Source organism: Caproiciproducens lactatisolvens, assembly GCF_052443335.1.
Taxonomy (GTDB): domain Bacteria; phylum Bacillota; class Clostridia; order Oscillospirales; family Acutalibacteraceae; genus Caproiciproducens.
The window spans coordinates 1840936-1866793 of the sequence record NZ_CP195750.1; the positions used below are offsets into that span (position 1 = coordinate 1840936).

Genomic DNA, 25858 nt, shown 5'->3' on the forward strand with positions numbered 1-25858 from the left:
TTTTTTATTTATCAAACAAGGCCTGGTTGATTTGCTGCCATGATTTTTTTCAATTCCTGCAGGGAACGGGCGGAAAAGGCGGCATAGCGCTCCTTTTTGTCACGGATGTGCGGCTCGAGCGGCGGAATCACGCCGAAATTGGCCCCCATGGGCTGAAAATCGGTTTCACTTCCGTACGCCACATAGCGGCTCAGCGCGCCGATCATGGTCGTATCCGGCAGAACCAGCGTATCCTGCCCGTTCAGGCGGCGCACGGCGTTGATTCCCGCCATGATGCCGGACGAAGCGGATTCCATGTACCCCTCCACGCCGGTAATCTGACCGGCGAAAAAGAGGGCTGGCCGTTCGCGCAGGCTGTAGTCGGCGGAAAGCACCTTTGGCGAATTCAGGAAGGTATTGCGGTGCATGACGCCGTAACGGAAATACTCGGCGTTCTCAAGGCCCGGGATCATCCCGAACACGCGCTTCTGTTCCCCGAATTTCAGGTTGGTCTGAAAGCCCACCAGATTGTACCGTGTTCCCTGACTGTCCTCCCGCCTCAGCTGAACGACCGCCCACGGGCGGCGGCCCGTGTGCGGATCGCGCAGGCCGACCGGCTTGAGCGGGCCGAAGCGCAGGGTGTCCGCCCCGCGCTGCGCCATCACCTCCACCGGCATGCAGCCCTCGTACACCTTCGGGTCCGCGACGTCGAAATCGCGCACGGGCGCGCGCCCGGCGGAAACCAGGGCGGCGTAAAAGCGCTCGTACTCCTCTTTGTCCATCGGACAGTTCAGGTATGCGCCGTCCCCGCCCCTGTCGTACCGGGACGCGGCAAAGATTCTGTCCCTGTCCAGGCTTTCCGCGGACACGATCGGCGCGGCGGCGTCAAAGAAGCTGAGGCTTCCGCCGCAGAGAGCGGCAATCTCCGCGGCAAGCGCATCCGCGGTAAGGGGTCCTGTCGCGATCACGGCGATCCCGTCCCGGGGTATTTCCGTGATTTCCTCACGGTGGATATGAATCAGCGGGTGAGCGGATATTTTTTGCGTAACGGCCTGTGAGAACCGCTCCCGGTCAACCGCGAGCGCGCCGCCCGCCGGCACCCGGCAGCCGTCCGCGCACTGCATCAGCAGGGAATGCAGCCGCCTCATTTCCTCTTTCAAAAGTCCGGCGGCGCTTTCCACGCGCTCCGCTTTCAGGGAGTTGGAACAGATCAGCTCGGCAAAATCCGGGCTGTGGTGCGCCGGGGAATATCGGACCGGCTTCATTTCGTAAAGCTCGGCCGCGATTCCCGCCCGGGCGATCTGCCACGCGGCCTCACAGCCGGCAAGGCCCGCGCCGACGACTCTGATACTCATTCTTCCTCCGTTCTTTCGTAGCCGCAGTCAGGGGTAATGCAGTAGTATTTCGGATGCTTTCCCTTCTTTTTCAGCAGGGTCTTGCCGCAGCGCGGGCATTTTTCCGTGCTCGGTTCGTCCCATGAGATGAAGTCGCACTTCGGATATTCGGAGCATCCGTAAAAAATCCGGCCCTTTTTGGATTTTTTCACTATGACCTTGCCGCCGCACTTGGGGCATTCCGCTCCGGTTTCCTGCACCAGCTTCTTGATGTTCTTGCACTCCGGATATCCCGGGCAGGCGATAAATTTACCGTAGCGGCCGGTTTTAATGACCATTCTGCGGCCGCATTTTTCGCAGATAATATCGGTTTCGTCCTCTTTGAGCTGAATCTTTACGCCCTGCATGTCCTCTTTGGCCTGCTTGAGCGTCTTGTCGAAATCCCCGTAAAAATCATGGAGCGTCTGAATCCAGTCGGTCTTTCCGCTCTGGACGCTGTCCAGATCATTTTCCACCTGAGCGGTAAATTTGATATTGACGATTTTCGGAAACTTCTCCCGCATCAGCTTGGTCGCGACTTCTCCCAGCTCCGTCGGTTTCAGGGCTTTGCCCTCGCGCGTCACATATTCGCGGCCCGTAATCGTCGATATGGTCGCGGCATAGGTGGACGGACGCCCGATTCCGTTTTCCTCCAGCGCCTTGATGAGGGAAGCCTCCGTATAGCGCGGGGGCGGCTGTGTAAAATGCTGGTTGCCCGCGATTTCTTTCAGCTTGAGCAGCATATCCTTTTCCAGCACCGGCAAAGAGCCTTCCCGTTCCGCTTCCTCATCCCTGCCCTCTTCGTAGAGCACGGTAAAGCCGTCGAAGGTGACGGTATAGCCGGAAGCCTTGAAAATATAGTCCTTTGCCTGAATATCGGCCTGCGTGGTGCTCTGCAGGCAGTTGGACATCTGGCAGGCGATGAAACGTTCCCAGATGAGCTTATACAGCTTATACTGGTCGCCCGTCAGGCTGTCCTTCACCTTGTCGGGAGAAAGCCCCGGCATGGACGGACGGATGGCCTCGTGGCCGTCCTGCGCGCCGGCTTTTGTTTTAAAATGGCGCGGCGTGTCGGGCAGATATTTTTTGCCCCAGCGCTCCAGAATATAGTCGCCCGCATCCTTGATCGCGTCTTCGGAGATACGGAGCGAATCCGTTCTCATGTAAGTAATCAGACCGACGGCGCCCATTTCGTCGATTTCAATGCCTTCATACAGCTCCTGCGCGGCCTTCATGGTGCGGCGGGCCTGAAAGCCCAGCCTGCGGGAAGCCTCCTGCTGAAGGGTTGAGGTAATAAACGGCGGCGCGGGCGACTTTTTGCGCGTGCCTTTCTTCAGCTTGACAATTCGGTATTCCGCGTTTTCCAGCTCCGCAAGAATCTTATCGGACTGTTCCTTGTCCGAAATTTTGATCTTTCCGCTGGTGTCGCCGTAAAAGGTTGCGCCAAAGGCCCGGCGGGAACCGTGCGGGACGAATTTTGCGTCGATCGTCCAGTATTCCTCGGGTACGAAAGCGCGGATTTCCTCCTCGCGGTCCACGATAATGCGCACCGCGACGGACTGCACACGCCCGGCGGAAAGGCCCCTGCGGATTTTCTGCGACAGGAACGGGCTCAGCTTATAGCCCACAAGGCGGTCCAGAATACGGCGGGCCTGCTGTGCGTTGACAAGGTCGATATCGATACTGCGGGGGTTCTCCATTCCTTTGGTAACGCCCGTTTTCGTAATTTCATTAAAAGTGATACGGTTGTCCTTTTCGGTATCAAGGCCGAGGATGTACGCCAGATGCCAGGATATCGCCTCTCCTTCGCGGTCGGGGTCGGTCGCGAGCAGGATGCCGTCGCTTTTTTCGGCTTTGTCCTTCAGCTCCTGAACCAGCTTTTCCTTTCCTTTGATAATTTCATACTTCGGTTTAAAATTGTTTTTTACGTCAACGCTCAACCGGTTTTCCGATAAATCGCGTACATGTCCCATGGACGCGATCACGTCGTAACCCGAGCCTAAAAATTTCTTAATTGTCTTGGCCTTGGCCGGTGACTCAACGATCACTAGCTTTGACATGAAAACCACCTCATCTGTCCTGTTTTATTTTCTTTTTGTTTGCCGGAATTCAGAATTTATTCAATATTATAACGTTTTACCATAAAATATTAAACATTTTTAAAACTTGCCGAGCATTCGGCAATTTTTAACAATATTTAGACCGGCAGGCTGTAACGGCGCCCGGAATGGGAACGAATCTTTTCGGCAAGCTCCAGCTCGGTCACCGCGGTCAGAAGCCGCGGGGCGGAAATGCCCGTCAGGCGCTCCAGCTCGGAAAGATGCCTCGGCGAGTCCGTCAGGCTGGAATACAAAAGCACGGCGTCCTCTGAAAATTCTTTTTCATCCGGCGGTTCCGCCGACGGCTGTACCGGCTCCGGTTCCGGAGAAAAAATCACGTTCGTTTTTTCGTCCCTGAAATCGATCTGGCCGGGGAAGCGGTAAAGGTACTCCTCCAGAATCTCGCCCGCGTTGGACACGGGCTTCGCCCCGCTTTTAATCAGCCCGTTCACTCCCTGAGAAACAGGACTGTAAATCCCGGCGGGCACGGCGAAAACATCCCTTCCCTGTTCCAGCGCGTACTGCGCGGTAATCAGCGAGCCGCTTTTCCCGGCGGCCTCCACCACAAGGGTTCCCAGCGTCAGGCCGGAAATAATGCGGTTGCGGATCGGGAAATTGGAATTGACGGCCTGCGTGTTCGGGGGATACTCCGAAATGACCGCGCCGGAAAGCGCGATGGCCTCGCGCAGGGACGCGTTTCCCATCAGGTAATTATAGTCGATGCCGCAGCCAAGCACACAGACGGTTTTCCCGCCGGCCTGCAAAGCGCCCTTGTGGGCAGCCGTATCAATGCCCAGCGCGCCGCCGCTGACAACCACCGCTCCCTGTTTGGCAAGCTCAAAAGCGAAGCTGCGCGCGGTCGCGATTCCGGTCGCGGTCGCCTTGCGGGTGCCCACAATGGCGACGCTGGGAACCGCGGAGAAGTCCGGCAGGGCCCCCTTGACATACAGCGCGCACGGAGCGTTATGAATCTCACCGAGCGGTCCGGGATAACCGGCGCACCCGGGCGTAAGAACCCGCTGCCCGATTTTCTCACAGTACTCGAGCAGGGCTTCGGCGTCCTGAACGGAGTACGAGCCGAGCTTGCCCAGCTCGCTCTGCGTAAAGTAACCCTCGAGCAGCCAGCTTTCCACGCCGGCGGCATAAAAGTCGTTCAGAGAACGGTAACCCGAAAGAATACGGTTCTGCTTGGAGCTGCCCGCGCCGAGCGCGTGCTGCAGCCACACCCAGTATGCCCTTTGGTCAACAGACATTCTTAAACGCCTCCCGATTTTTCGCGCATCATTTCCCACATCAGAATCGCGGCGGAAGCCGACGCGTTGAGAGATTCCGCTCTGCCGAGCATGGGGATGGTCACCGACCCCGAACAGGCGGCGACCGCCGCGGAAGTAAGCCCGTTTCCTTCATTGCCCACGAAAAGCACCGTCGGCTTTCGGAAACCGACCTCCGTCACCTTTTGAGCAGAGGAGTCCGGAACCGCGGCAAGGGTGACGAACCCGCGGCCGTTCAGAAATCCGATGGCGGAAGCAAGCTCGGCCCCCACATAGAACGGAAGGCGGAAAACCGCGCCCATGCTGGCGCGCAGCACCTTCGGGGAATAGACGTCGCAGCAGCTGCCGCCCAAAAGGACGCCGCCGATCCCCAGCGCCTCCGCCGTACGGAGCACCGCGCCCAGGTTGGCCGGATCCTGAATATTCTCAAGCCCCAGGTAATGAAGCCCCGGCTCCATTGCCTCCAGTTCCTCCGTCCCGGCGCGCATTCTGCAGACGCAGAAAACGCCCTGCGGGGACTTGGTGTCCGACAGAAGCGCCGCGACATGCGGCTCCACCAGATAGCACTCTTCCGCCGCCGGCTGAATTTCGCCGAGATAGTCCGCGTATTTTTCGCCCGCCTGCGCCGTGTAAAACAGAGTCCTGATACCGACCCCGCTCTGCGCCGCGTCGCGGCAGAGCCGCGCGCCCTCTACCAGAAAAAATCCCTGTTCCCTGCGGAACCCTGCGGCCGAGGAAAGGCGTGCGGCGTGTTTGATGATTTCATTTTGACGGCTTGTAATCAGATCCGGCATGTTTTCTCTCCATATAAAATTTGCGCCCGGTTTTTTTTCCGGGCGCAATTACAGCTTTTTAAAGCGCTGCCTTTGCTTTTTCAATCAAGCTCTTAAATGCGGCTTCGTCGGCAACAGCGATTTCTGCAAGCATTTTACGGTTCAGCGTAATCCCCGCTTTTTTCAGCCCGTTCATAAACACGGAATAGCTGACGTCGTTCGCGCGGCATGCGGCGGAAATACGGGTAATCCACAGGCGGCGGAAATCTCTCTTTCTTGCTTTACGTCCGATAAACGCGTAGTTACCTGATTTCATGACGGCCTGTTTGGCCATTTTAAAATGTCTGCTCTTGGAACCCCAATAGCCCCTCGCAAGTTTTAAAGTCTTTTTTCTTCTCTTGCGTGTCATCAACGCACCTTTTACACGTGCCATTCTATTACCTCCATTGAAATGGTTATTTTAATCAACAGGACTGACTCTTATTTGTAAGGAATTAATCTCTTTACCTGCGCCACGTTGGTCTTGTCGGCAACAGTGGTTTTCCTGAGGCCTCTCTTGCGCTTGGTGGTCTTTTTGTTCAGGATATGGGATTTATTGGCATGGCCGCGGATCACTTTTCCGTTCTTGGAAAGCTTGAAGCGCTTTTTCGCGCCGGTATGTGTCTTAATTTTAGGCATGGTATTGTCCTCCTTATGATGATTACTTAGCGGGTTTGGATGCAAGGAACATGAGCATATTACGTCCCTCTAACTTTGCCGGTTTTTCCACATTGGCGATTTCGCTGAGTGCCTCAGCAAAATTCCGCATAATGCTGTAACCCTGCTCCGGATGTCCCATTTCCCGTCCGCGGAAGCGGATGGAAGCCTTGACCTTATCGCCATCCTTTAAGAAGCGGGTTGCGTGACCGACTTTTGTGTTAAAGTCGTGAGTGTCAATGTTTAAAGACAAACGGATTTCCTTGATGTCGACAATGCGCTGATTCTTCTTTGCTTCCTTATCACGCTTTGCCTGCTCAAATCTGAATTTGCCGTAATCAATGATCTTGCACACCGGCGGCGTTGCCTGCGGCGCGATCTTGACAAGATCAAGATTCTGTTCGAACGCTTTTTCCAAAGCCTGGGCCGAACTCATGATGCCAAGCTGAGAACCGTCCGAACCGACGACACGCACTTCCCTGTCACGAATTTCCTCGTTAATCTGCAGTTCCTTGTTGCTAATTGTTAAGCACCTCCAAAACACGTTATCGGTTTCAATAAAAAGCGCGGGCAGAATATCCGCCCGCGCAACAATACACAAAAATGACGACTTTCAAAAGCCGGTTTCCGTATTGACCCATGGCGGACGAAACCCCACAGGTGTGGGCATAAGATGCCCCGCTTTGTTTTACTGAATTATTTTACCAGTGATTTTTTGATTTGTCAAGCGTTAATTGGAGATTTCACAATTCAGGCTGAAGGAATAAAGCAGGCAACCGGCAACCTTTTTCCCCGTACACTGTTCCATTGCCAGACGGTAAAGCGCAAGCTGCGTACGGTAGCGTTCCCACAGCTCCGAGGGATGATTCGTCCGATCGGTTTTATAGTCCACGATCACCAGCTCGCCGTTTTCCTCAAACGCGCAGTCGATCGCGCCCTGCAGGACCACAGGCTGGTTTTTCAGCTCGTCCGGCAGCTCCGGACGGACGTCGCCCGCGGTGATCTCCACGGTAAAGCGATATTCCCTAAGGACGTTTTCCGAAGCGAAAATCCTTTTTGCGAGCGGGCTTTCAAAGAAGGCACGCACGCGGGCGAGATCGACCGCGTTCCCCTGCTCGGCCGTCAGGAAGCCCTGGGCGACAAGGCGTTCCAACTCGCTTTCGGGGGCTTCGCGCGCTTTTTCGTAATCCGCGAACTGCATATAGGTATGCAGCGCCGTCCCGCGCTCGGCGGGAGTCAGCCCCGTTTTGCTTAAAAACGCGGGGCGGGACACGGCGGCGTACTGCGCGGAAAATTCACGCGCGGCAAGGTCGGAGGCCGCCACCTTGGCTTGTATCCCTTTTAAGGCGGCGTACGGATAGACATAGTCCATCGCCGCGGAAATTTCTTCCTCCAGCGCCAGGTCCGGCCGCGCGGGCAAAACCTCCTCCGGCTGCCGGACGGCAGGATCCCCCTTCGGCGGATAGACCAGATTCATGGCCCACGGCTCTTCCGAACCGACGGTGATCCCCGGCAGGGCGCAGGCAAGGTCTCGCAGGCGCGCGCCGTCGGGGTGGCGCAGGGCGCAGAGCAGCAGCCAGTCGGAAATACTGGAAACGCTGCGCACCACATAGGGCTGTATCCTGTTTTCCTCCGTCAGCCGGGCGGCGAGCTTTCCGAGCGTTTTTCCCGCGTCCCTGACCGTCGTCACCATGATGAGCTTTTCCTTCGCCCTCGTCATGGCGACGTACAGCACGCGCAGCTCCTCGCTCATTTCATTGCGGTCCAGCTCCAGCGCGACCGCTTCGCGCGGCATCGTCGTGTAGCGGCAGAGCCCGGCGTCGTCCCTGAGCTTTACCCCAAGGCCGAGCGAGGGGTGCAAAAGCACGTCTCCCCGTTCCTTATTGAAGCGCCGGGAGCACCCGGCGAGGATGCAGACCGGGAACTCCAGCCCCTTGCTGCGGTGGATGCTCATGATTTTCACAACATTGGCCGCCTCGCTGATGGTGGAGGCGGGCGCGAGGTCGGCGCTGCTTTTCTGAAGCCTGTCGATAAACCGGATAAAACCGGAAAGCCCGTTGTAACCGGAGGCTTCGTATTTTTTCGCGTATTCGAGCAGCAGGCGGAGGTTCGCAAGCCGCAGCTCCCCGTTGGGCATCGCCTGAACCAGATTCAGATAGCCCGTTTTGTCATAGACCGCCTGAATCAGCCGGTCCGACGGCATGGTAGCCGCCAGCGTACGGTAGGCGTCCATATCGCGCAGAAAGTCCGCCGCGCGCGGATTGCCGTCCTGCGCGGCAGAGACGAGCGCGGGATACAGCGGCGCGCTGCGCGACGGGATGCGGATATCGGCCATATCGTCCGCCGTAAAGCCGTAAATGGGGCTCATCAGCACCGACAGCAGCGGGATATCCTGCATCGGATTATCGATCACGCGCAGCAGCGAAACCGCCGTCCCCACTTCCGCCGCCGCGAAGAAGCCGCCCGCCGTGTCGGCCCAGGCCGGAATCCCGAGCGCGGCCAGTTCCCGCGCGTATTCGTGCGCGTACCGGTTCGCGCTGCGCAGCAAAATGCAGATATCCCGGTAGACGACGGGCCGCTGCCGGCCATGGTCCGTCACGGCGGTACCGTCCCCGGTCATCCGATAGATCAGCTCCGCGATATGGCGGCTTTCTGCCGCGATCATTTCCTCATCGTCTTCGGACGCCGAAAGGTCAATGATATCGAGCTGCGCCGCGGGTTCGCCGCAGGGCGGGTAATCCGCCCCGGCGGCCAGCTCCTCCGCTTTCGTGTAATCCAGCTCGCCCGTCTGCTCGCTCATCAGCTGGCGGAACACGAAATTCACCGTTTCGGTCACCCCGCGGCGGCTGCGGAAGTTTTTGTCCAGTACGACACAGGCGGGATATTCGTCCTTTGTTCTGTCGTAATCGGGGTACTGCGCGCGGCGGCGCAGAAAAATCTGCGGCATCGCCTGACGGAAACGGTAAATGCTCTGCTTGACGTCGCCGACCATGAACAGGTTATTTTCCTTTTGGGAAACCGCACGGAAAATCATATCCTGCGCTTCGTTGGTATCCTGATACTCGTCGACCATCACCTCGTCGAACCGGGCGGATATTTCCAGAGCGTCCTCCGTCGGCGCAAAGCCGCCGTCCGTCTCCCGGACAAGCAGCTTTAAGGCGTAATGCTCCAGATCGCTGAAATCCGCCGCGCGGCGCTCCCGTTTCAGCCGGTCCAGCTCTTCGCCGAATTTTTCCGTGACCTCGAACAGTTTCTTTACCAGCGGGGCGATGCGGGCAATCTCTTCCCCGCATTCCCGTTCGTCAGCGCCGAACAGCTCCGCCAGTTTTTTGACGGTTTCCTGCACTTCCTTGCGGCTCGCCGAAAGCTTGTTTTTCAGCGGGTCGTCGCCGTAGCCCCGCAAGGGCTTCAGCCTTTGAAAGGCGAAATTGGCGCACTGGAAAGAGACGGCGTCCCAGCCGCCCGCGTCCGCCGCGTCTTTCAGCGCCAGAAGCCCCGCCAGATCGGATTGGAAGCCGTCGCCATACGCGCCGGCGATTTTTTCGTCCTCCCGCATCAGCGCGAGGGAGTTGCGCGTCAGGGAAATACAGTAGTCCACCGCGTCCGCGGCGTACTTTAAAACGGTCCGTCCCCACACGGTCCGGGAAGCGGGAGCCTCCCCCTCATACATGGCGGCCTTTTCCCGCAACCAGCGGCCCGGGAACGGATGCGACCGGACAAAATCGTAAAGGGTATCGACGGTCCAGATCATGCGCGCGTCGTCCCGGCCGGAAGAAAACGCGTCGACAAGAGCGTAAAAATCCGGGTCGTTCTGTGCGTAAAACGCTTCCAGAACGGCGGAAACCGCGTCGCCGCGCAGCAGCTTCATCTCGCTGTCGTCCAGGATGCGAAAATCCGGGGAAATTCCCAGCTTATAAAAGTTTTCCCGGATCAGCTCGCTGCAAAAGCTGTGGATGGTGCTGATATGCGCGCGGGTCAGCAGAATCTGCTGGCGCTGAAGCCGCACGTTCATAGGGTCGGCTTCCAGCAGCCTTGCGATTTCCGCCGCGATACGTCCGCTCATTTCCGCCGCCGCGGCCTTGGTGAAGGTAACGACGAGCAGGCGGTCGGCGTCGGTGGGGTTCTGCGGGTCGGTCATGCGCTCAATCACGCGCTGCACCAGAACCGCCGTTTTTCCGGAGCCCGCCGCGGCGGATACCAGCAGCGTGCCGCCCCGCGCCTCAATCGCGTCCTGCTGGCTTTGCGTCCATGTGCGTGCGCTCATTCCTCGTTCCCTCCCTTTGCCTGCGTAAGCTCTTTGATGACTTCGTCCCTGTCCCACTGCCGCATTTCGCGTGTGGGATCGTCCCTTTCATGGCCGCAGACGGGCGCATAGGGGCACCACGCGCAGGCGTCGTAGGTACCGGAAAGCGGCACCGCCGAAACGTCGCCGCCGTGAAGCTCTCCGGCCATCGCGCCGACCAGCTCTTTAATATGTTTCATCACACCGGCCAGCTCCCCCGGAGAAACCACATGGTCGCGTTTGCCCGGCACGCCGTCTTTGAGCGCGACCGGGATATAATTCCCCTGCCCGCCGTGCTCCATAGCCGCGATGATTTCGGCGTCGTCCAATATAAGCCCGTCCATCCGCAGCTTTTTCGCCGCCTCCTGCCCGATCTTTTCGGCTTCCGTATTGCGGGAAGCGGAAACGGCGGGGCGGTTCGCGGGCATATACAGCACGCCGGCGGGCCGGACCTCCCCGTAGCGGCCGTCGCCGTTCTCCATCAGCGCCGCCAGATAGATCAGCATCTGCATGTTGACCCCGTAAAGAATATCCGATAATTTGAATTCCTTATGGCCGGTTTTATAGTCGATCACGCGTACATAGCCGACCCCGTCCCGGTCGAAAAGATCGACCCGGTCGATTTTGCCGTCGATTTCCACCTGTCCCCCGTCCGGCAGCGGGATACGCAGGGGGGGAATCCCATCTTTTCCGATGGAAAGCTCGAAGTCGACGGGCTTAAATTCGCTCTGGGAAAGCTCCTTGGCGATATGGGACGCGATCACCTGTGCCGAATCGGCCAGACGCAGAAACAGGTACACAAAACGCGGCGACTTATTCTGAACGCCGCTCATTTTGGTATCGATGTACACATCTAAAAGACGGAGGATTTCCCGTTTAAGCTCCTCCGGGCTCATGCGGAGGATGGCTTCGCTGCCGGTGTCGCGGAACAGCTTCTCCAGTAAAAAATGCATCAGGCTGCCGTACTCCAGCGCGTCCAGCTCCGCCGCCCGGCGCTCCTTCGCGTTCAGGCCGAAACGGCAGAAGTACTGGAAGCGGCATAGATAAAATTTTTCGATCTGCGTCGCGGAAACATGAAGATTTTCCCCGAACAGCGCCGTCGCTTTTTCAGGGGAAGCGAAAACGAAGGGCCGGTTCTGCGCGGCGCGGTCGATCGCGGACAGGCGGTGTTCGCAGCCGCGCTTTCCGAACAGGTCTTTCAGCGTGGCGGACAGCACGGTATTGTGCTTCCACTGCTGCGCCGTCAGTTCAAAGGCGGGTTCCTTCGCGTTCGCGAAATAGGTCTGCGGCAGTAGAAGCTCGTTGACGACCGCCGTATTTTTTAAAATGGAGCATACTTCGCCCGGGATGGAGGAAGGCGTGTTCGCTTCCCCCGCCGGGCCGGTAAGCGGATACGTTATGTACAGCCTTTCGGAGGCGGCGCTCATTGCCGCGTAGGCAAGGAAGCGCTCCTGCACCGCCGTACCCTCAAGGGTGTCGTTCAGGGGAAGTCCCAGACGGATGAGCTCCCGCCGCTCGCTGTCGCTGAAAACGCAGTCCCCGCCGGGCGATAAGGGAAATTCGCCCTGCGCGGCCCCCATCAGAAAGACCACCTTCGGCGCTCCGGTTCTGGTGCGGTCGGCGGCCCCGACGGTCACTTCGTCCAATCCCTGCGGGATGCTTGCCATACGGTTTGCCAGAATGACCAGACGCAGAAGCTCCGCGTAGCGCGCGGAGGTGACGGGATTCTTTTGCAGCACCAGCGCCGTCTGGTCCAGAATCTGCATCAGAAGGTCCCAGAGCCGCAGCTGGCGGTCGGCAAGCTCCGGCTCCCCGCAGTCGGACAGATGCCGCGCGAGGTCTTTCAGGTGCCCGGCGGCGCCGATGTCCTGAAGCAGGTCGTACACCGCCGCGGCCATCCCCTCCCCGTCGGTATCGCGGAGTTTGAAAGCAAACCGAAGCAGCGGCTTCATCACCGCTTTCCGGCTTTCGTTGATTTCCGCGAGCTTTTTCAGGTCGGAGTCCGTCATTTCTTCCGCAAACCCTTTGGGATGCTCCGTCCAGTCCTCTTTCCACTGTTTCCCTTCCTTGCCCCACACGAAAACATAGTTTTCCAACTGGGAGATTTCATCGGTGCCGAGCGCCGTCAGGCCGGTTTTCAGGTACGAAAAAACGGAGTCCGAGGAAAAACCGGACTGTACGGTTTTGAACGCGGAAAGCACCAGGCGCATCAGCGGTTCGGCGTCGATCGCCTGCGGCTTATCCATAAAATACGGGATTTCCCACCGCTCAAGAGCCAGATCGAGAACCCCGCGGTAACGGTCGGTCGAACGGGTGATAATCGCAAAATCGCGGTAGCGATAGCCCTTTTCCATCACCAGGCGGCGGATGGAGGCGGCGACAAAGGCGGACTCGCCGTACGCGTTGTTTGCTTCATACAGCACGACGTCCCCGTTATTTTCGCAGTCCTGCGCCGTGCGCCCGCAGCGGAAGGCCCCGGCCTCCACCGCGGCCAGCGGCCTGCTTTGAAAACGTGCCCCGCCCGGCAAAACGGCCGGCGGCGCGATTTTCACGCCGTTTTGGCGCGCAAGCCGCGTCAGGTTTTTCCCGGTTCGGCGGACAAGCGAAAACAGGCCCATGCCGTGCTCCGGGTCGTCAAGCTGATCGGTGCAGAGCGTAACGTACAGGTCGTCCGCCTGAGAAAGGATCAGGTTGATGATATTGTATTCCTGCACCGTGAAGCTCTGGAACGAATCGAGCGCCACGGTATATTCCGAAAAGAAACGATGCTCCTGCAGGGTGTTTTTCAGCCTTGTCAGGTCGTCCAGCGGATCGACAAAGCTTTGCGCGACCAGCGCGTCATAGGCGGAAAGGATCAGGGAAAGTTCCGTCATTTTCTGGCGCAGGGTCCCCCGGGGCATTTCCCCCGCCGCGTGTCCGATATCGAGCGGGGTCACGCCGCACATTTTGAATTCCGTGGAAGCGGCGATCATCAGGCCGACAAGCTCGGTGCTTTCCGCGTTCTTGCGGTAAAAGCTGAGCTGGTCCTTCACCTGCTCCAGCGCAAGGCTCATAAAGATGCTGCGGCCCCCGTCGTCCAGCCGGCGCCCCGCGCCGCCGCCGTACCGGCGAAACACCAGATCCGCCAGGCGGGAAAAGCTCGTGACCGAAACGCGCTGCACATCCTCCGCGCCGAGCAGCCGGAGCATGGCGCGCTCGTTTTCAAACGACGACTGCTCCGGTACGATCAGCATGATTTTTTTCTGTGCGGCCTGAGCCATATTTTTCAGTTCTGCCCGCAGCAGTTCCGTTTTCCCGCTGCCCGCGCGGCCCAAAATAAAACGCAGCATCGTATGCCCCCAAACATTCAATATCCTGATTTCATACTGAACATTATAGCATGGATGCCGCGCTTACAGCAATTCCATTTTAATTTGCGAAACAAGGCGTATTCCCCCCGCCAAAGGCGGGGGGAATACGAACACATTTGCATAAGCAAGTGGAAATGCTGTAAAAGAATATTCTATTTCTTTTCGAGGTAATTTTTCAGCTGTTCATAAAGTTCCACCGATTTGAATTTTACTTCAAATTCGCCTTTGCCCTCTACGATTCCAAGCTGGTTCGCGTTGAGCACGTCGCCCAGCTCCTTGGGTTCCTCGGCGGCGGGCAGGCACATCGGCGGGAAAATGACGCACCACCAGTTGCGGCCCGCGGCCTTCCCGATGGTCACGCGCAGGGAATCGTAATCCCCCGCCGGGAGAGTTACCGTCCGGTACTCTCTGGTGGTAAAATACATGTGGACCATTTCCACATTGACGGGATAATCAAAGCCCTGCTTTTTGACTTCGTCCTCCGCCGCCGCTTTCAGCTGGGGGATGGCGGAGCGAACGGCTTCCTGCGCCTCGGCCTTATTTTTGACGCTGTCCATCAAGCCGCGGCTCTCGGTAAGAACCCGGTCGCGCACCTTCAGTTTCAGCGCCTGATCCGATTCGGAGTCGGAATTTGCGAGGACGTGCAGGCGAAGCACATGGTTCGGTATATCTTCACAGCCGGCGGCAAAGCCGGTGAAGGAAAACAGCACGGTTAATATCAGTGCCAGACAAAGCGATTTTTCAAACAGTTTCATGTTAAGTAAGTCCCTTTCTGTTTATGTTGCAAGGGAATTATTGACACAAAAAACCGCTTTTATTCGTTGTGGGCCTAATTTTGTATAATGATGGGACAAAATCACTCCCACGTTTTCCATATTTCGGGCTGATAACCCACAGTCGCCTGTTTTCCGTTGCGGACGATGGGTGTTTTCAGAAGCCGCGGATTTGCGAGAAGCTTTTCCTCTTTGGCCTGATCCCCCGCGAGGTACCGGAGGAGCACAGCATCGTCATCCTTTGAATCCCCGTCAATCAGCTTCGCAAGGCCGCCGACAGCCGACTTGACACTGTTGAACTCTCCCCTGCTCATGCCGTATTTCGCGACGTCGATGCTCTGGTATTTTATTTTGCGTTCCTTAAAATAGCGTTCCGCCTTTTTGGTATCGAAGCACTTCGGTTTTCCGAATATCTGAATATTCAATTTTTCCTCCTTTCCGCTCCCGTGTTCATTGCAAACCGGGCAGTTCGGTCCAGTCGCACGAATTTCCGATGATCCGGGCGAGCCCTTCCAGCTCGCGGGCGTCCGTTTCGTTGAAGCGGGAAAGCAGCGGACTGTCGATATCCAGCACGCCGACGGCCTGCCGATGACTGAACAGCGGAACGACGATTTCGGAATTGGAAGCGCAGTCACAGGCAATGTGTCCCGGGAACCGATGGACATCCTTCACCAGCACGGTTTCCCCTCGGCTGTACGCGGCGCCGCAGACACCCTTTCCAAACCCGATATGCATACAGGCAAGCTTTCCCTGAAACGGCCCGAGCAGCAGTTCCTCCCGATGCTTCAGGTAAAAGCCCACCCAGTTGATATTCCGCAGCGCGCCGCCCAGCAGGGCGGAAGCGTTCGCCAGATTGGGGATGATGTGGCGCTCCCCGTCCAAAACCGCTTTCATCTGCGCCTTTAAAAGCGCGTACATTTCTTTTTGATCTTCCGGATAAAGAGATTCCGTTTGCTCCATCGTCAATCCTCCCATTGAAGCAGACAGCCCGAGGAAGCCGGCTCACAGACAAGGGCTTCGGGATAAACGTCCTTCAGCGCCGATTGGCAGGACAAAGCCTTTTCATCCTCTTCAAAAATACCGAAGACGGCCGAGCCGCTTCCGGTCATGCACGCGCCGAGCGCGCCGTGCCGAATCATCGCGTTTTTGATATGGGACGCTTCGGCAAGATGCATCACCTGTTCAAACTCATTGCCAAGATTCCGCGCGACCGCGCCGAGGTCCCCCTTCCGGACCGCGTCGAGCATGGCGGCGGAAAAACCGCTCTCTTGTTTCGAGGCGGCGTCCGCCAGCGCATAGGCCCTTTTGGTGTCGACCCCCACCGGCGGCTTACAGATCACAATCCGGCACGGGGGCAGGGCGGGCAAAGCCGTCAGCTTTTCCCCGATCCCTTCGGCAAGCGCGGTCCCGCCGACAACGCAGAACGGAACGTCCGCGCCGATTTTCAGCCCGATTTCGCAGAGGGTTTGCTCCGGTAAACCGGCGCCGTATATTTGATTCAGCGCAAGCAGCACGGCGGCGGCGTCGGCGCTTCCGCCGCCCAGGCCGGCCTGGGGCGGAATCGCCTTATCGATATGTACCGTCAGGTTCGGGTTGATACCGGTGTAAGCAAAAAAGGCCGACGCGGCTTGATAAACGGTATTGGCTTCATTACAGGGAATTTCGCCCCGGCCGCAGAAAAGGCGGATTCCCTTCCCTTCCGTACGGAGCGTAAGGATATCGCAAAGGGTGACGGACTGCATCACCATGCGCAGAAGATGATAGCCGTCCTCGCGTTTCCCGGTAATGTCCAGCGTCAGGTTGATTTTCGCGTTTGCTTTGACTGTGAAAGGCATCCTTGTGTTCCTCTCTTCTGATACCGGCATTATAAACTCTTCAGGAAATGGCCGATCCGCGACATTGCTTCCGTAATATGCTTAATGGAGTACGAATAGGACACGCGCACATACCCTTCCCCGCAGCTGCCGAAGGCGTCGCCCGGAACGACCGCGACATGCTCCGCGTAAATCAGCTTTTCGCAGAAAGCCTGAGAGGTCATTCCCGTGCTTTTAATACAGGGGAATACATAGAAGGCGCCTTCCGGCTCAAAACAGGTCAGCCCCATGGAATTGAAGCCATCCACAATCAGCCGGCGGCGCATGTCGTACTGTTCCCGCATTTCGTCAATGTCGCCGTCTCCGTTTTTCATGGCTTCGATCGCGGCGTACTGCGCCATGGTGGGGGCGCTCATGATGCCGTACTGATGAAGCTTCGTCATCTGCCCGACGATTTCCTTCGGCCCGACGGCATAACCGAGACGCCAGCCGGTCATGGCGAACGCTTTGGAAAACCCATTCACGACAACGGTGCGTTCCTTCATTCCCTCAATCGCGGCGAAAGAAACGTGGCGGGTATCGCCGTAGGTAAGCTCGCTGTAAATTTCATCCGAAAGCACCAGAAGGTCGTTTTCCCGGACGACCTCGGCGATTTCCTCCAGATTTTTACGTCGCATGACCGCGCCGGTCGGGTTGTTGGGGAACGGAAGAATCAGCAGCTTCGTTTTCGGCGTAATCTTTTCCCGCAGCGCTTTCGCGGTCAGACGGAACTGATCCTCCTGCTTCGTTTCGATCGTGACCGGCACGCCGCCCGCCATTTCCGTCAGCGGACGGTAGCAGACAAAGCTCGGCTCGGGGATCAGCACTTCCTCGCCGGGATTGATCAGGCAGCGGACACAGAGGTCGATCGCCTCACTGCCGCCCACCGTCACGACGACGTCCGTCTTTGGCTCATATTCAATATGGTAGCGGCGCTTCAGCCACCGGCAGATTTCTTCCCTCAGCTCTATAAATCCGCGGTTCGGCGAATACCACGTCTTGCCGTCCTCCAGCGATTTGATTCCTTCCTGGCGGACATGCCAGGGCGTGGAAAAGTCGGGTTCGCCGATGGAAAGGGAGATCACGTTCTCCATTTCGTTTGCAATGTCGAAGAAGCGGCGGATTCCGGACGGCTTCAGCCGCCTGATTTCCTCATTGAGCACGGACTGGTAGTCAATCACACAGAACACTCCTTCTCTCGTCCTTCTCATCCTCGGAGTTGAGGATGACGCCGCCGTCTTTGTAACGGGTCAGGATAAAGTGGGTGGCTGTGGAAAGGACGGAGTCGAGCGTGGAGAGGCGGCGCATGACGAACATGGCGATTTCCTGCATGCTTTTGCCGTGCACCTTGACCGCCAGATCATAGCCGCCGGACATCAGGTAAACGCTTTCCACCTCGTCAAACTGCATAATGCGGTTGGCAATTTCATCAAAGCCGCGGTCGCGCTTCGGCGATACACGCAGCTCGATCAGCGCGCTTGCTTTATTCTCATCGATTTTTTCCCAGTTGATGAGTGCCTTATAGCCCCTGATCACCCCCTGCTTTTCATAATCGGCGATCGCGTCGGCGACCTCGTCCGGGGTTTTGTCCAGCATGACGGCCAATTGTTCAGTGCTCAGGCGTGCATTTTCATCTAAAAGATTCAGTAAACGGTCCATAATAATTCCTCCCAAAATTTTTCATGAATTTAAGATATCGGTAAAAATTTAGGTATATGATGTTGATAAACGGTAAAGTGATGAAAGCCTGCGGCAAGCAAAAGACTGAGCCCCTTTTCCACCCCGCCCCCCACGTCGGCCCAGCGGTGTGCGTCCGAACCGATGGTGATCAGCCTGCCGCCCAGCTCGCGGTAGCGGGCCAGCACCGGCAGATCCGGCAGAGTCGTACCAATCTTCTGGCGGAGCCCCGAAGTGTTGATCTCCAGCGCCCTGTGCTTCAGGATCAGCGCTTTCAGCACCTCGTCTATTCTTCCTTCAAATTTTTGATTGTCGATTTTGATGTTGTGTTCGCCGACAATATACCGCCAGGGATAGGTCAGGTGAGAAAGAGAATCGAATTTCCCCCATTCGATCACTTCCAGAAGCTCGTCAAAGTACCGTTCCAGGCTATCGTCGATATCCGCATGTTTGTAATCCAAATCATAAAAATCCACACTGTTTTTAATGCTGTGAACGGAAGCAAGCACAAAATCGAAATCGCAGGAGCCGAGAACGTCGTCCGCGGCGGAAAAATCCTGCACGGGCTGTCCGAGCTCCACTCCGGCATAGACGTGCAGGCGGCTGTGAAAAACGGCGCCCGCCTTGCGCGCTTCAAAGTAAGACTGCCGGATGCTTCTGTCGTACTCTTCCTCCCGGTAGACGTTGCATTCGCAATGGTCCGTCATGGTGATGGAATAAAGACCGAGCCGCACCGCGCTTTCGCACATCATCATGGTCGGGTCGTTGGCGTCGCGGGAACAGTCGGAATGGACGTGGCTGTCCGATATATAATGATATTTCATAAATTTCCTCCCGGTAAAAAACGAATTGTTTCAAATTATCTTGTTAATATAACATAGTATCATAAAACGCCGTATATTTATAGGTCAATCATCCATATTTCGCACCCTATAAAAGGGCTTATGTTTGAACAGATTGACTACGCCGCACGTCCGACGGCTTCTATTGACAAGAATTCAAATGTCGTTCATAATGAAGTGTAAGTTTTTCCCCAACAATATTCATCTGGAGGTAATAACTATGCGTGCGGTAATTACGGTCATAGGCAAAGATATGGTAGGCATTCTTGCCCGGGTTTCTACGATCTGCGCCGACAACGGCGTCAACGTGGTAGAAGTGACACAATCCATTTTACAGGACCTGTTCGCCATGATCATGATGGTCGATATTTCAAAATCCACCATCCCTTTCAACGAGCTTTCGGACAAGCTCACGGCAATCGGCAGCGATATGAATCTGACCATCCACGTCATGCACGAGGATATCTTCAACTCCATGCACCGGATATAAAGCTACATTATATAAAAGAAGGGTCTGAGGACAAGCAATGGTCAACTCCCATGACATACTGGAAACCATCAACATGATTGACAATGAAAATCTGGACGTGCGCACCATCACAATGGGGATTTCCCTTCTGGACTGCGTCGATTCGGACATCGATAAATCCTGCGATAAAATTTATGATAAAATTTGCCGTTACGCAGGTAATCTGGTAAAAACCGGCGAAGATATCAGCAAAGAATACGGCATCCCGATTATTCATAAAAGGATCGCCGTTACCCCCATTGCAATGATCGCGGCCGCGTGCCCCGGCAACAACCCGGTGCATTTTGCCAAAGCCCTTGACCGTGCCGCCAGATCGACCGGCGTCAACTTCATCGGCGGTTATTCCGCGCTGGTTCACAAGGGATTTGCGCCCGGCGACTATGCCCTGATCAAGAGCATTCCGGAAGCGCTGAGCGAGACGGAATTCGTCTGCTCCTCCGTCAACATCGGAACCACCAAGGCGGGCATCAATATGGACGCCGTGGCCAAAATGGGCAGGATCATCCGCGAGCTGGCACAGGCCACCGCCGACCGGGACTGCATCGGCGCGGCCAAGCTGGTCGTTTTCTGCAACGCGCCGGAGGACAATCCGTTTATGGCGGGCGCCTTCCACGGGGCGGGAGAACCGGACTGCGTGATCAACGTGGGCGTTTCCGGCCCCGGCGTCGTACGCGCGGCGCTGGCAAAGGCCGGCGACTGCGATATTACGGCGGTAGCGGATATCGTTAAAAAAACGGCGTTTAAAATTACACGCATGGGTCAGCTGGTTGCGCAGGAAGCCTCCCGCAGGCTGTACGTTCCGTTCGGCATCGTCGACCTTTCCCTCGCGCCGACTCCGGCCGTAGGTGATTCCGTGGCGTATATTCTGGAGGAAATGGGCCTTGAGTGCTGCGGCGCGCACGGCACAACGGCCGCTCTCGCCCTTCTGAACGACGCCGTCAAAAAGGGCGGCGTGATGGCGTCCTCCCATGTCGGCGGACTCTCCGGCGCGTTTATCCCGGTAACGGAGGATGCGGGCATGATTCACGCCGCACGGTGCGGCGCGCTGAGCATTGTCAAGCTGGAAGCAATGACCGCCGTGTGCTCCGTAGGTCTGGACATGATCGCGGTTCCGGGCGACACGCCCGCGGAAATCCTCTCCGCCATTATTGCGGATGAAGCCGCGATCGGTATGGTCAACTCGAAGACCACCGCCGTGCGCATCATTCCGGCTATCGGAAAAAAGGCCGGAGAAGAGCTGAATTTCGGTGGCCTTCTGGGCGGCGGCCCCGTGATGGAAGTCAATCGGTACTCTCCTTTGAAATTTATAGAGCGCGGCGGAAGAATCCCCGCACCGATGCAAAGTCTTAAAAATTAAGTCGAAAACACCGCTTATAAAGCTCCTGGTTTTTCTGATAATTTAAACACAATGTATAATTTTATAAAAAACAATGCTTTTCCTTGCGTATTATTGCATATTGTAAAAGCCGCACAACAGGACTATAATGAGTAATCACCGAGTATGTAATATGTTTACAAATATTTTGAAATAAATTGTTTATTTCGCCACGAGGAGGCGCGGTCAGATGCAGGATTTGATTAAGCAGATTGTCGAAATGGACCGTCAAGCCCGGGAAATTACGGATGCGGCCCAACGGGAGAAGGTCAGTTCTGAAAAGGAAGTCGCAGAAAAACGGGAACAGATTCGGAACGATTATCTGGAAAGGGCCAGAAAACGGATTGCTCTGAACGAACCAGATGAGCGCGCGGCTGCCGAGGCCGAATGGAATGAGAAGAAAAAGAAAATCGCCGAGCTTTCTTCAAAGCTGGACGACCTTTACGCCAAAAACGGCGACGCCTGGGTAAATGCAATCGTCGCCCGCGTATTAGGAGAGTGATAAAAAATGCTTTCCACCTTTTCTTCCAATGTGGTTCTGTCAAAGGCGCGCGCCATGTACGGAAGACGCCTTACAAAACAGAATTACAGGGAATTGATGGCCTGTCAGAACGTGGGGGAAGTCGCCAACTACCTGAAAATGCGGACAGCCTACGGCAAGGCGCTCGCGGGGACTGACCAAAACAGCGTCCACCGCGGCCAGCTTGAGGCCAAGCTGAAGCAAAAACTCTTTGAGGATTACGCTTCCCTGTGCAGATACGAAATATCCGTCGGCGATCATTTTTCCCGGTATCCGATTACGCGCGGCGAAATCGAGCAGATTCTGCACAGTATTCTTTTACTGGAAGCCGGCACGCCGGAGGATTATCTGTTTTCTTTGCCGATGTATCTGACCCGGCACACGCACATTAACCTGACGGCGCTCAGCCAGATCAAAAGCTACGACGATCTGCTCGGCGCGCTCAGCCACACGCCGTACCGAAAGATTCTGGAGGGCTTCAAACCTGTCGGGGGAATTCCGATCAATTACGCCGGAATTGAAAACGCCCTTTACACCTATCTTTATCAGAACGTGTTTGAAGTAATCGACAAGTACACCCGGGGACAAACCGCCAAACAGCTTCGGTGGATTTTCAACACCTACATCGGTTTGGACAACTACGCCCGCATGATCCGTTTAAAGCGTTTTTACCAGGTAGGCCCGGATTTTATCCGCAGTTCCCTCCTGCCGTTCGGCAATATGAACAAACGCTGGCTGAACGAAATGATCGAAGCCGCCGATGAAGCCGGGGTCAAAGAAACGATGGGCAAAACCAAAATCGGTAAACGCGTTCTTAAGATAGATTCTGAAGATATTGATAAATCTTTGAATCTCGTAAATCTTATCAAATATAAGACATCCCGGCACGATATTCATTTTTCCACGCATCCGTCGGTCGTGATGATCGCGTATACCTTTGCCATGCAGGCGGAAGTGACGGACATTATTACCATCGTTGAGGGTATCAGATACAAATTACCCCCTGATGAGATTGCAAAATTGCTTGTAGTCTATCAATTCAGTGAAAGGAGTGATTGATATTTGGCCGTTTTAAAAGTGAAAGTAATCAGTATAATAGGAAGAATGGATGACTTGGATCAAGCCACCGCGCTGTGCGGAAAATCGTGTGTATTTCACCCGGACAATGCGCTGTCATTCTACTCCGATACTTCCGATTTTTCTCCGCTGAATGAAGAAAATCCCTATTCCGAGCCCTTGCAGCAGCTTACCGACGCTATGGCGGGTTCCAAAAAGAAGCTTACCCTTTTGAGCGCCGCCGAGGTTTCCGGAATCAAGATGAGCCGCGAAGAGATGAACGATTACGTTGACTATATATCGTCCTCTTTCAGCCAGCTGCAGAAGGAACGTGAGGATGCTCAGCTCAAAATTCAGAATTACACCGGAGAAATAGAAAACATCAGTCATTTCGTGGGCCTTGAACTGGACCTGGACCAGATTCACGCCTGCAAGTACATTAAGGTTCGGTTCGGCTCTCTTCCGAAAGAAAGCTATGAAAAACTGAATTCTTACAAACAAAATCCATACATTATCTTTTTTCCGTCCACGAGCGATGCGACTCATTACTGGGGGGTTTATTTTTCGCCCATTGATATGGTCAGCGAGGTCGACCGGATCTTTTCCAGCCTCTATTTTGAAAGGACGCGCCTGACGGAACTGACCGGCAGCCCGGAATCGGGTGTGGAAACACTCCGCCAAAAACGCGATGCGGAAACAGAACGCCTCAAGCATATCGACGAACAGTTTGAAGCGCTTTGGAAAAAGGAAAAGACAATGTGCCAGAAGGTTTATTCCTGGCTGACCGAGCAGTCCGTCTATTTTGGGATCCGTCGCTATGCGGCCCGCTACAACGATAATTTCATCCTGACCGGCTGGATTCCGGCGGACCAGGAAAACCGCTTCAAAAAAGCGCTCGACAAGGTGGAGTCCCTGAATTACACCTTTGAAGGAGCCGAGGAAGAGCTGCTGCACTCCCCGCCCGTAGAGCTGAAAAACAAGAAGATATTCCGTCCCTTTGAATTCTTTGTCGACATGTACGGGCTTCCGTGTTACGACGAGGTCGACCCGACCCCGTTTGTCGCCATTACGTATTTCCTGCTGTTCGGCATCATGTTCGGCGACCTTGGCCAGGGACTTTGCGTTTCCCTGATCGGCTGGTACATGTGGAAAAAGAAGCAGATGAAGCTGGGCAGAATCCTGATTCCCTGCGGCTTTTCTTCCGCTGTTTTCGGGCTGGTCTTCGGTTCGGTATTCGGATTTGAAAACGCGCTTGACCCGGTCTACCGTGCGCTTGGCTTTGCCGAAAAGCCGGTGGAAGTGATGAAGCCCGCCACCACCAACATGATTATCTATTCTGCGGTGGGAATCGGCGTGGTTCTGGTTATGCTGGCAATCTTAATCAACATTTACTCTTCCCTGAAGAGAAAGCACTATGAGAACGCTCTGTTCGGCCCCAACGGGGTCGCCGGGTTCATTTTCTATACGTCGCTGGTGCTCGGTTTCGGCGGACAGATGCTGTTCGGCTGGCAGATCGTCACTCCTTCCTATGTCGTCTGCTTCATCATCCTGCCGATCGCCGTGATGTTCTTCCGCGAAGTACTCGGCGGTTTCGTGGAGCACAGGCCGGACTGGAAGCCCGAAAAATGGGGCGATTTCATCATGCAGAACTTTTTCGAGATGTTTGAATTCCTGTTGAGCTTTGCGACAAACACCATGAGCTTTCTGCGCGTAGGCGCTTTTGTGCTTGTCCACGCCGGTATGATGCTGGTTGTGTTTACGCTTGCCGAAATGTCCGGCGGCATCGGATACGTCCTGATCGTGATGATCGGCAACGTGTTCGTTATGGCCCTGGAAGGCCTGCTTGTGGGGATTCAGGTATTGAGGCTTGAATTCTACGAGATGTTCAGCCGTTTCTTCGACGGCGGAGGACGTCCGTTCAATCCTGTTGTTGTTCGTAGGGAGCAGTAATGCTTTTTGACGATAACCATATCAATCAGATATTTGATGGAGGTACTATCATGAATTTCGTATTAATTTGCTTACCTGTATTGTTTTTGATTGCTTCGGTAATTCTTTCCGTCCGTTCCGTTAAGAACGGGAAAAAAGTTCGCAGTGCCATAGCGACGCAGCTTTTGGCCTTTATGGCGGTTTGCGTTCTTACCTTTGCGATTCCCGTCGTGGCTTCCGCCACCACTCCTTCCGATACTCCCGCCGCGCCAACCACCTCTGATACGGCGACTCCGGCAGCTTCCAACGGCCTTGGCCTGATTGCGGCCGCCCTCGTTACCGGCCTTGCGGGCATCGGCGGCGGTATTGCCGTTGCCGCGGCGGCCCCCGCCGCTATCGGCGCGACCAGCGAAGATCCGAAGGCGTTCGGTAAGGCGCTGATCTTCGTGGCTCTGGGCGAAGGTATCGCTCTGTACGGCCTGCTGATTTCCATTCTGATCCTGAACAAGGTTTAACTGATCGAAAGCTGAGGTGCATTGCCTATGCGCTTTTACCTGATAAGCGACAATGTGGATACGCAGGTTGGGCTGCGTCTGGCCGGGATCGACGGCGTGGTGGTTCATGAGACCGCCGAGGTGCAGAAAGCACTGAAGGAGGCCATGGCAATGGAAGATGTCGCCGTTATTCTGATAACGGAAAACCTCCTTTCCCTTTGCCCCGATTTGATTTATGATTTAAAGCTCAATCAAAAGCGCCCGCTCATTCTGGAAATTCCGGACAGACACGGCAACGGCCGTACGAAGGATTCGATTACCCGTTATGTCCGTGAGGCCATCGGGCTGAAAATTTAAGCCGCAATTACGGCGGAACGGGGGGATTCAATCATGGCTGTCAACGATGATAAAATGAATAAATTCTACCTTGCCATCAATCACTACGCGGAAGAACAGCGTAAAAAGATTGAGCGGGAAGTGACGGAATTCAAGCAAAAAGAGCTGGATGAAGCCGAGGTGGAGGTGCTGACTCAAGCATACCGCCTGATCCAGAAGGAAATGGCGGAAATGCGCAACGGGATTTCCCGTGAAATGGCCCAGCGTGAAATGGAAGGCCGAAAGGAACTTCTGGCTCAACGCCGGAAAATCACCACGGAGGTTTTTGGGCGCGCCAAAAACGCGCTGACGGAGTTTACGCAGAAAAGCGATTACGTCTCTCTGCTGAAAAAATTCGCGGCCGAGCTTTCCGGGACCTTCACGGAACCCGGCACTGTCCTTTGCATTAAAAAAGAAGACGAAACCTGCCAGGAGCTGATAAAAGAGGCTTTTGGAAAAGACTGTACTTTCAAGATCAGCCCCGACATTCATATCGGCGGGATTCGCGCCTACAATTCCCGGATGGGCATTGCCGCGGACATAACGCTCGATTCCATGTTGGAGGACCAGCGCGAGTGGTTTGCAGAAAACTCGGGGATGGCTGTCGTCTGA

24 protein-coding genes are annotated in these 25858 nt (G+C 55.7%); 8 read left to right on the forward strand and 16 right to left on the reverse strand.

Translation table 11 applies throughout. The annotated features are described in order from the left end of the window. Positions 1 to 11 precede the first annotated feature (11 nt). The 16 genes from trmFO to ACRQV7_RS09175 form a co-directional block, all read right to left on the reverse strand. Positions 12 to 1334, reverse strand: a complete 1323-nt coding sequence (gene trmFO, locus ACRQV7_RS09100) for a methylenetetrahydrofolate--tRNA-(uracil(54)-C(5))-methyltransferase (FADH(2)-oxidizing) TrmFO (RefSeq protein WP_444657895.1) — start codon at positions 1332 to 1334, stop codon at positions 12 to 14. Then, positions 1331 to 3412: a type I DNA topoisomerase gene (topA, locus tag ACRQV7_RS09105; protein ID WP_444657896.1), complete on the reverse strand. Its 2082-nt coding sequence runs from the start codon at positions 3410 to 3412 to the stop codon at positions 1331 to 1333. The genes trmFO and topA overlap by 4 nt, the downstream gene beginning before the upstream one ends. A gap of 137 nt (positions 3413 to 3549) precedes the next feature. Further along, the gene (gene dprA, locus ACRQV7_RS09110) at positions 3550 to 4704 is read right to left on the reverse strand and encodes a DNA-processing protein DprA (protein WP_444657897.1); all 1155 of its coding nucleotides are present in this window, start codon (positions 4702 to 4704) and stop codon (positions 3550 to 3552) included. Positions 4705 to 4706: 2 nt separating this feature from the next. Next, positions 4707 to 5516, reverse strand: coding sequence for a TrmH family RNA methyltransferase (locus tag ACRQV7_RS09115; RefSeq protein ID WP_444657898.1), 810 nt, complete (start codon positions 5514 to 5516; stop codon positions 4707 to 4709). 58 nt (positions 5517 to 5574) lie between these two features. Beyond that, positions 5575 to 5928 carry a 50S ribosomal protein L20 gene (gene rplT, locus ACRQV7_RS09120; RefSeq protein WP_275717548.1) on the reverse strand — a complete coding sequence of 118 codons (354 nt, stop codon included), beginning with the start codon at positions 5926 to 5928 and terminating at the stop codon, positions 5575 to 5577. A 47-nt stretch (positions 5929 to 5975) separates the two neighbouring features. Continuing rightward, positions 5976 to 6173, reverse strand: a complete 198-nt coding sequence (gene rpmI / locus ACRQV7_RS09125) for a 50S ribosomal protein L35 (protein WP_275717549.1) — start codon at positions 6171 to 6173, stop codon at positions 5976 to 5978. 22 nt (positions 6174 to 6195) lie between these two features. Beyond that, complete coding sequence (infC, locus tag ACRQV7_RS09130) at positions 6196 to 6735, reverse strand: translation initiation factor IF-3 (protein WP_038324629.1); 540 nt, start codon at positions 6733 to 6735, stop codon at positions 6196 to 6198. A 186-nt stretch (positions 6736 to 6921) separates the two neighbouring features. After that, a complete protein-coding gene (gene addA, locus ACRQV7_RS09135) occupies positions 6922 to 10455 on the reverse strand; it encodes a helicase-exonuclease AddAB subunit AddA (RefSeq protein WP_444657899.1) in 3534 nt (1177 codons plus the stop codon). Next, complete coding sequence (locus ACRQV7_RS09140) at positions 10452 to 13802, reverse strand: PD-(D/E)XK nuclease family protein (RefSeq protein ID WP_444657900.1); 3351 nt, start codon at positions 13800 to 13802, stop codon at positions 10452 to 10454. The genes addA and ACRQV7_RS09140 overlap by 4 nt, the downstream gene beginning before the upstream one ends. A 173-nt stretch (positions 13803 to 13975) precedes the next feature. Next, positions 13976 to 14578 carry a stage II sporulation protein R gene (gene spoIIR / locus ACRQV7_RS09145; protein WP_444657901.1) on the reverse strand — a complete coding sequence of 201 codons (603 nt, stop codon included), beginning with the start codon at positions 14576 to 14578 and terminating at the stop codon, positions 13976 to 13978. A 101-nt stretch (positions 14579 to 14679) separates the two neighbouring features. Then, positions 14680 to 15021 (reverse strand): arsenate reductase family protein, encoded by a 342-nt coding sequence (locus ACRQV7_RS09150; protein WP_444657902.1) that lies wholly within the window; start codon positions 15019 to 15021, stop codon positions 14680 to 14682. 25 nt (positions 15022 to 15046) lie between these two features. Beyond that, positions 15047 to 15556, reverse strand: coding sequence for a GAF domain-containing protein (locus tag ACRQV7_RS09155; RefSeq protein WP_444657903.1), 510 nt, complete (start codon positions 15554 to 15556; stop codon positions 15047 to 15049). A gap of 2 nt (positions 15557 to 15558) precedes the next feature. Then, positions 15559 to 16431: a 4-(cytidine 5'-diphospho)-2-C-methyl-D-erythritol kinase gene (gene ispE / locus ACRQV7_RS09160; RefSeq protein WP_444657904.1), complete on the reverse strand. Its 873-nt coding sequence runs from the start codon at positions 16429 to 16431 to the stop codon at positions 15559 to 15561. A gap of 29 nt (positions 16432 to 16460) precedes the next feature. Continuing rightward, the gene (locus ACRQV7_RS09165) at positions 16461 to 17627 is read right to left on the reverse strand and encodes an aminotransferase class I/II-fold pyridoxal phosphate-dependent enzyme (protein ID WP_444660257.1); all 1167 of its coding nucleotides are present in this window, start codon (positions 17625 to 17627) and stop codon (positions 16461 to 16463) included. Further along, on the reverse strand, positions 17623 to 18108 hold the full coding sequence (locus ACRQV7_RS09170) for an Lrp/AsnC family transcriptional regulator (RefSeq protein WP_444657905.1): 486 nt from the start codon (positions 18106 to 18108) through the stop codon (positions 17623 to 17625). Before ACRQV7_RS09170 ends, ACRQV7_RS09165 begins: the two co-directional genes overlap by 5 nt. A 29-nt stretch (positions 18109 to 18137) precedes the next feature. Then, a complete protein-coding gene (locus ACRQV7_RS09175) occupies positions 18138 to 18950 on the reverse strand; it encodes a histidinol-phosphatase HisJ family protein (protein ID WP_444657906.1) in 813 nt (270 codons plus the stop codon). A 238-nt stretch (positions 18951 to 19188) separates the two neighbouring features. On the opposite strand from ACRQV7_RS09175, the gene ACRQV7_RS09180 reads away from it, so the two are divergent. From ACRQV7_RS09180 to ACRQV7_RS09215, 8 genes are all read left to right on the forward strand, one after another. After that, a complete protein-coding gene (locus ACRQV7_RS09180; RefSeq protein WP_038324643.1) occupies positions 19189 to 19458 on the forward strand; it encodes an ACT domain-containing protein in 270 nt (89 codons plus the stop codon). Positions 19459 to 19495: 37 nt separating this feature from the next. Then, complete coding sequence (locus ACRQV7_RS09185) at positions 19496 to 20854, forward strand: PFL family protein (protein WP_444657907.1); 1359 nt, start codon at positions 19496 to 19498, stop codon at positions 20852 to 20854. A 208-nt stretch (positions 20855 to 21062) separates the two neighbouring features. Continuing rightward, positions 21063 to 21374 carry a hypothetical protein gene (locus ACRQV7_RS09190; protein WP_444657908.1) on the forward strand — a complete coding sequence of 104 codons (312 nt, stop codon included), beginning with the start codon at positions 21063 to 21065 and terminating at the stop codon, positions 21372 to 21374. A gap of 6 nt (positions 21375 to 21380) precedes the next feature. Beyond that, a complete protein-coding gene (locus ACRQV7_RS09195; RefSeq protein ID WP_444657909.1) occupies positions 21381 to 22451 on the forward strand; it encodes a V0D/AC39 family V-type ATPase subunit in 1071 nt (356 codons plus the stop codon). Between the two features lie 45 nt (positions 22452 to 22496). Then, positions 22497 to 24398, forward strand: a complete 1902-nt coding sequence (locus tag ACRQV7_RS09200) for a V-type ATP synthase subunit I (protein WP_444657910.1) — start codon at positions 22497 to 22499, stop codon at positions 24396 to 24398. Positions 24399 to 24448: 50 nt separating this feature from the next. Beyond that, positions 24449 to 24892, forward strand: coding sequence for an ATP synthase subunit C (locus ACRQV7_RS09205; protein WP_444657911.1), 444 nt, complete (start codon positions 24449 to 24451; stop codon positions 24890 to 24892). Positions 24893 to 24919: 27 nt separating this feature from the next. Then, positions 24920 to 25228: a V-type ATP synthase subunit F gene (locus tag ACRQV7_RS09210; protein WP_275717564.1), complete on the forward strand. Its 309-nt coding sequence runs from the start codon at positions 24920 to 24922 to the stop codon at positions 25226 to 25228. Between the two features lie 33 nt (positions 25229 to 25261). Beyond that, positions 25262 to 25858 carry a V-type ATP synthase subunit E gene (locus ACRQV7_RS09215; RefSeq protein ID WP_444657912.1) on the forward strand — a complete coding sequence of 199 codons (597 nt, stop codon included), beginning with the start codon at positions 25262 to 25264 and terminating at the stop codon, positions 25856 to 25858.

What these genes read in the sequence shown, in the direction of transcription:
- ACRQV7_RS09210 (WP_275717564.1), top strand. Translation starts at nt 24,920, where the DNA reads ATGCGCTTTTACCTGATAAGCGACAATGTGGATACGCAGGTTGGGCTG.
- ACRQV7_RS09205 (WP_444657911.1), top strand. Translation starts at nt 24,449, where the DNA reads ATGAATTTCGTATTAATTTGCTTACCTGTATTGTTTTTGATTGCTTCG.
- ACRQV7_RS09200 (WP_444657910.1), top strand. Translation starts at nt 22,497, where the DNA reads ATGGATGACTTGGATCAAGCCACCGCGCTGTGCGGAAAATCGTGTGTA.
- topA (WP_444657896.1), bottom strand. Translation starts at nt 3,412, where the DNA reads ATGTCAAAGCTAGTGATCGTTGAGTCACCGGCCAAGGCCAAGACAATT.
- addA (WP_444657899.1), bottom strand. Translation starts at nt 10,455, where the DNA reads ATGAGCGCACGCACATGGACGCAAAGCCAGCAGGACGCGATTGAGGCG.
- ACRQV7_RS09155 (WP_444657903.1), bottom strand. Translation starts at nt 15,556, where the DNA reads ATGGAGCAAACGGAATCTCTTTATCCGGAAGATCAAAAAGAAATGTAC.
- ACRQV7_RS09185 (WP_444657907.1), top strand. Translation starts at nt 19,496, where the DNA reads ATGGTCAACTCCCATGACATACTGGAAACCATCAACATGATTGACAAT.
- ACRQV7_RS09175 (WP_444657906.1), bottom strand. Translation starts at nt 18,950, where the DNA reads ATGAAATATCATTATATATCGGACAGCCACGTCCATTCCGACTGTTCC.
- ACRQV7_RS09180 (WP_038324643.1), top strand. Translation starts at nt 19,189, where the DNA reads ATGCGTGCGGTAATTACGGTCATAGGCAAAGATATGGTAGGCATTCTT.
- rpmI (WP_275717549.1), bottom strand. Translation starts at nt 6,173, where the DNA reads ATGCCTAAAATTAAGACACATACCGGCGCGAAAAAGCGCTTCAAGCTT.
- ACRQV7_RS09115 (WP_444657898.1), bottom strand. Translation starts at nt 5,516, where the DNA reads ATGCCGGATCTGATTACAAGCCGTCAAAATGAAATCATCAAACACGCC.
- ACRQV7_RS09190 (WP_444657908.1), top strand. Translation starts at nt 21,063, where the DNA reads ATGCAGGATTTGATTAAGCAGATTGTCGAAATGGACCGTCAAGCCCGG.
- ACRQV7_RS09195 (WP_444657909.1), top strand. Translation starts at nt 21,381, where the DNA reads ATGCTTTCCACCTTTTCTTCCAATGTGGTTCTGTCAAAGGCGCGCGCC.
- rplT (WP_275717548.1), bottom strand. Translation starts at nt 5,928, where the DNA reads ATGGCACGTGTAAAAGGTGCGTTGATGACACGCAAGAGAAGAAAAAAG.
- ACRQV7_RS09215 (WP_444657912.1), top strand. Translation starts at nt 25,262, where the DNA reads ATGGCTGTCAACGATGATAAAATGAATAAATTCTACCTTGCCATCAAT.
- dprA (WP_444657897.1), bottom strand. Translation starts at nt 4,704, where the DNA reads ATGTCTGTTGACCAAAGGGCATACTGGGTGTGGCTGCAGCACGCGCTC.
- ispE (WP_444657904.1), bottom strand. Translation starts at nt 16,431, where the DNA reads ATGCCTTTCACAGTCAAAGCAAACGCGAAAATCAACCTGACGCTGGAC.
- ACRQV7_RS09170 (WP_444657905.1), bottom strand. Translation starts at nt 18,108, where the DNA reads ATGGACCGTTTACTGAATCTTTTAGATGAAAATGCACGCCTGAGCACT.
- trmFO (WP_444657895.1), bottom strand. Translation starts at nt 1,334, where the DNA reads ATGAGTATCAGAGTCGTCGGCGCGGGCCTTGCCGGCTGTGAGGCCGCG.
- spoIIR (WP_444657901.1), bottom strand. Translation starts at nt 14,578, where the DNA reads ATGAAACTGTTTGAAAAATCGCTTTGTCTGGCACTGATATTAACCGTG.
- ACRQV7_RS09140 (WP_444657900.1), bottom strand. Translation starts at nt 13,802, where the DNA reads ATGCTGCGTTTTATTTTGGGCCGCGCGGGCAGCGGGAAAACGGAACTG.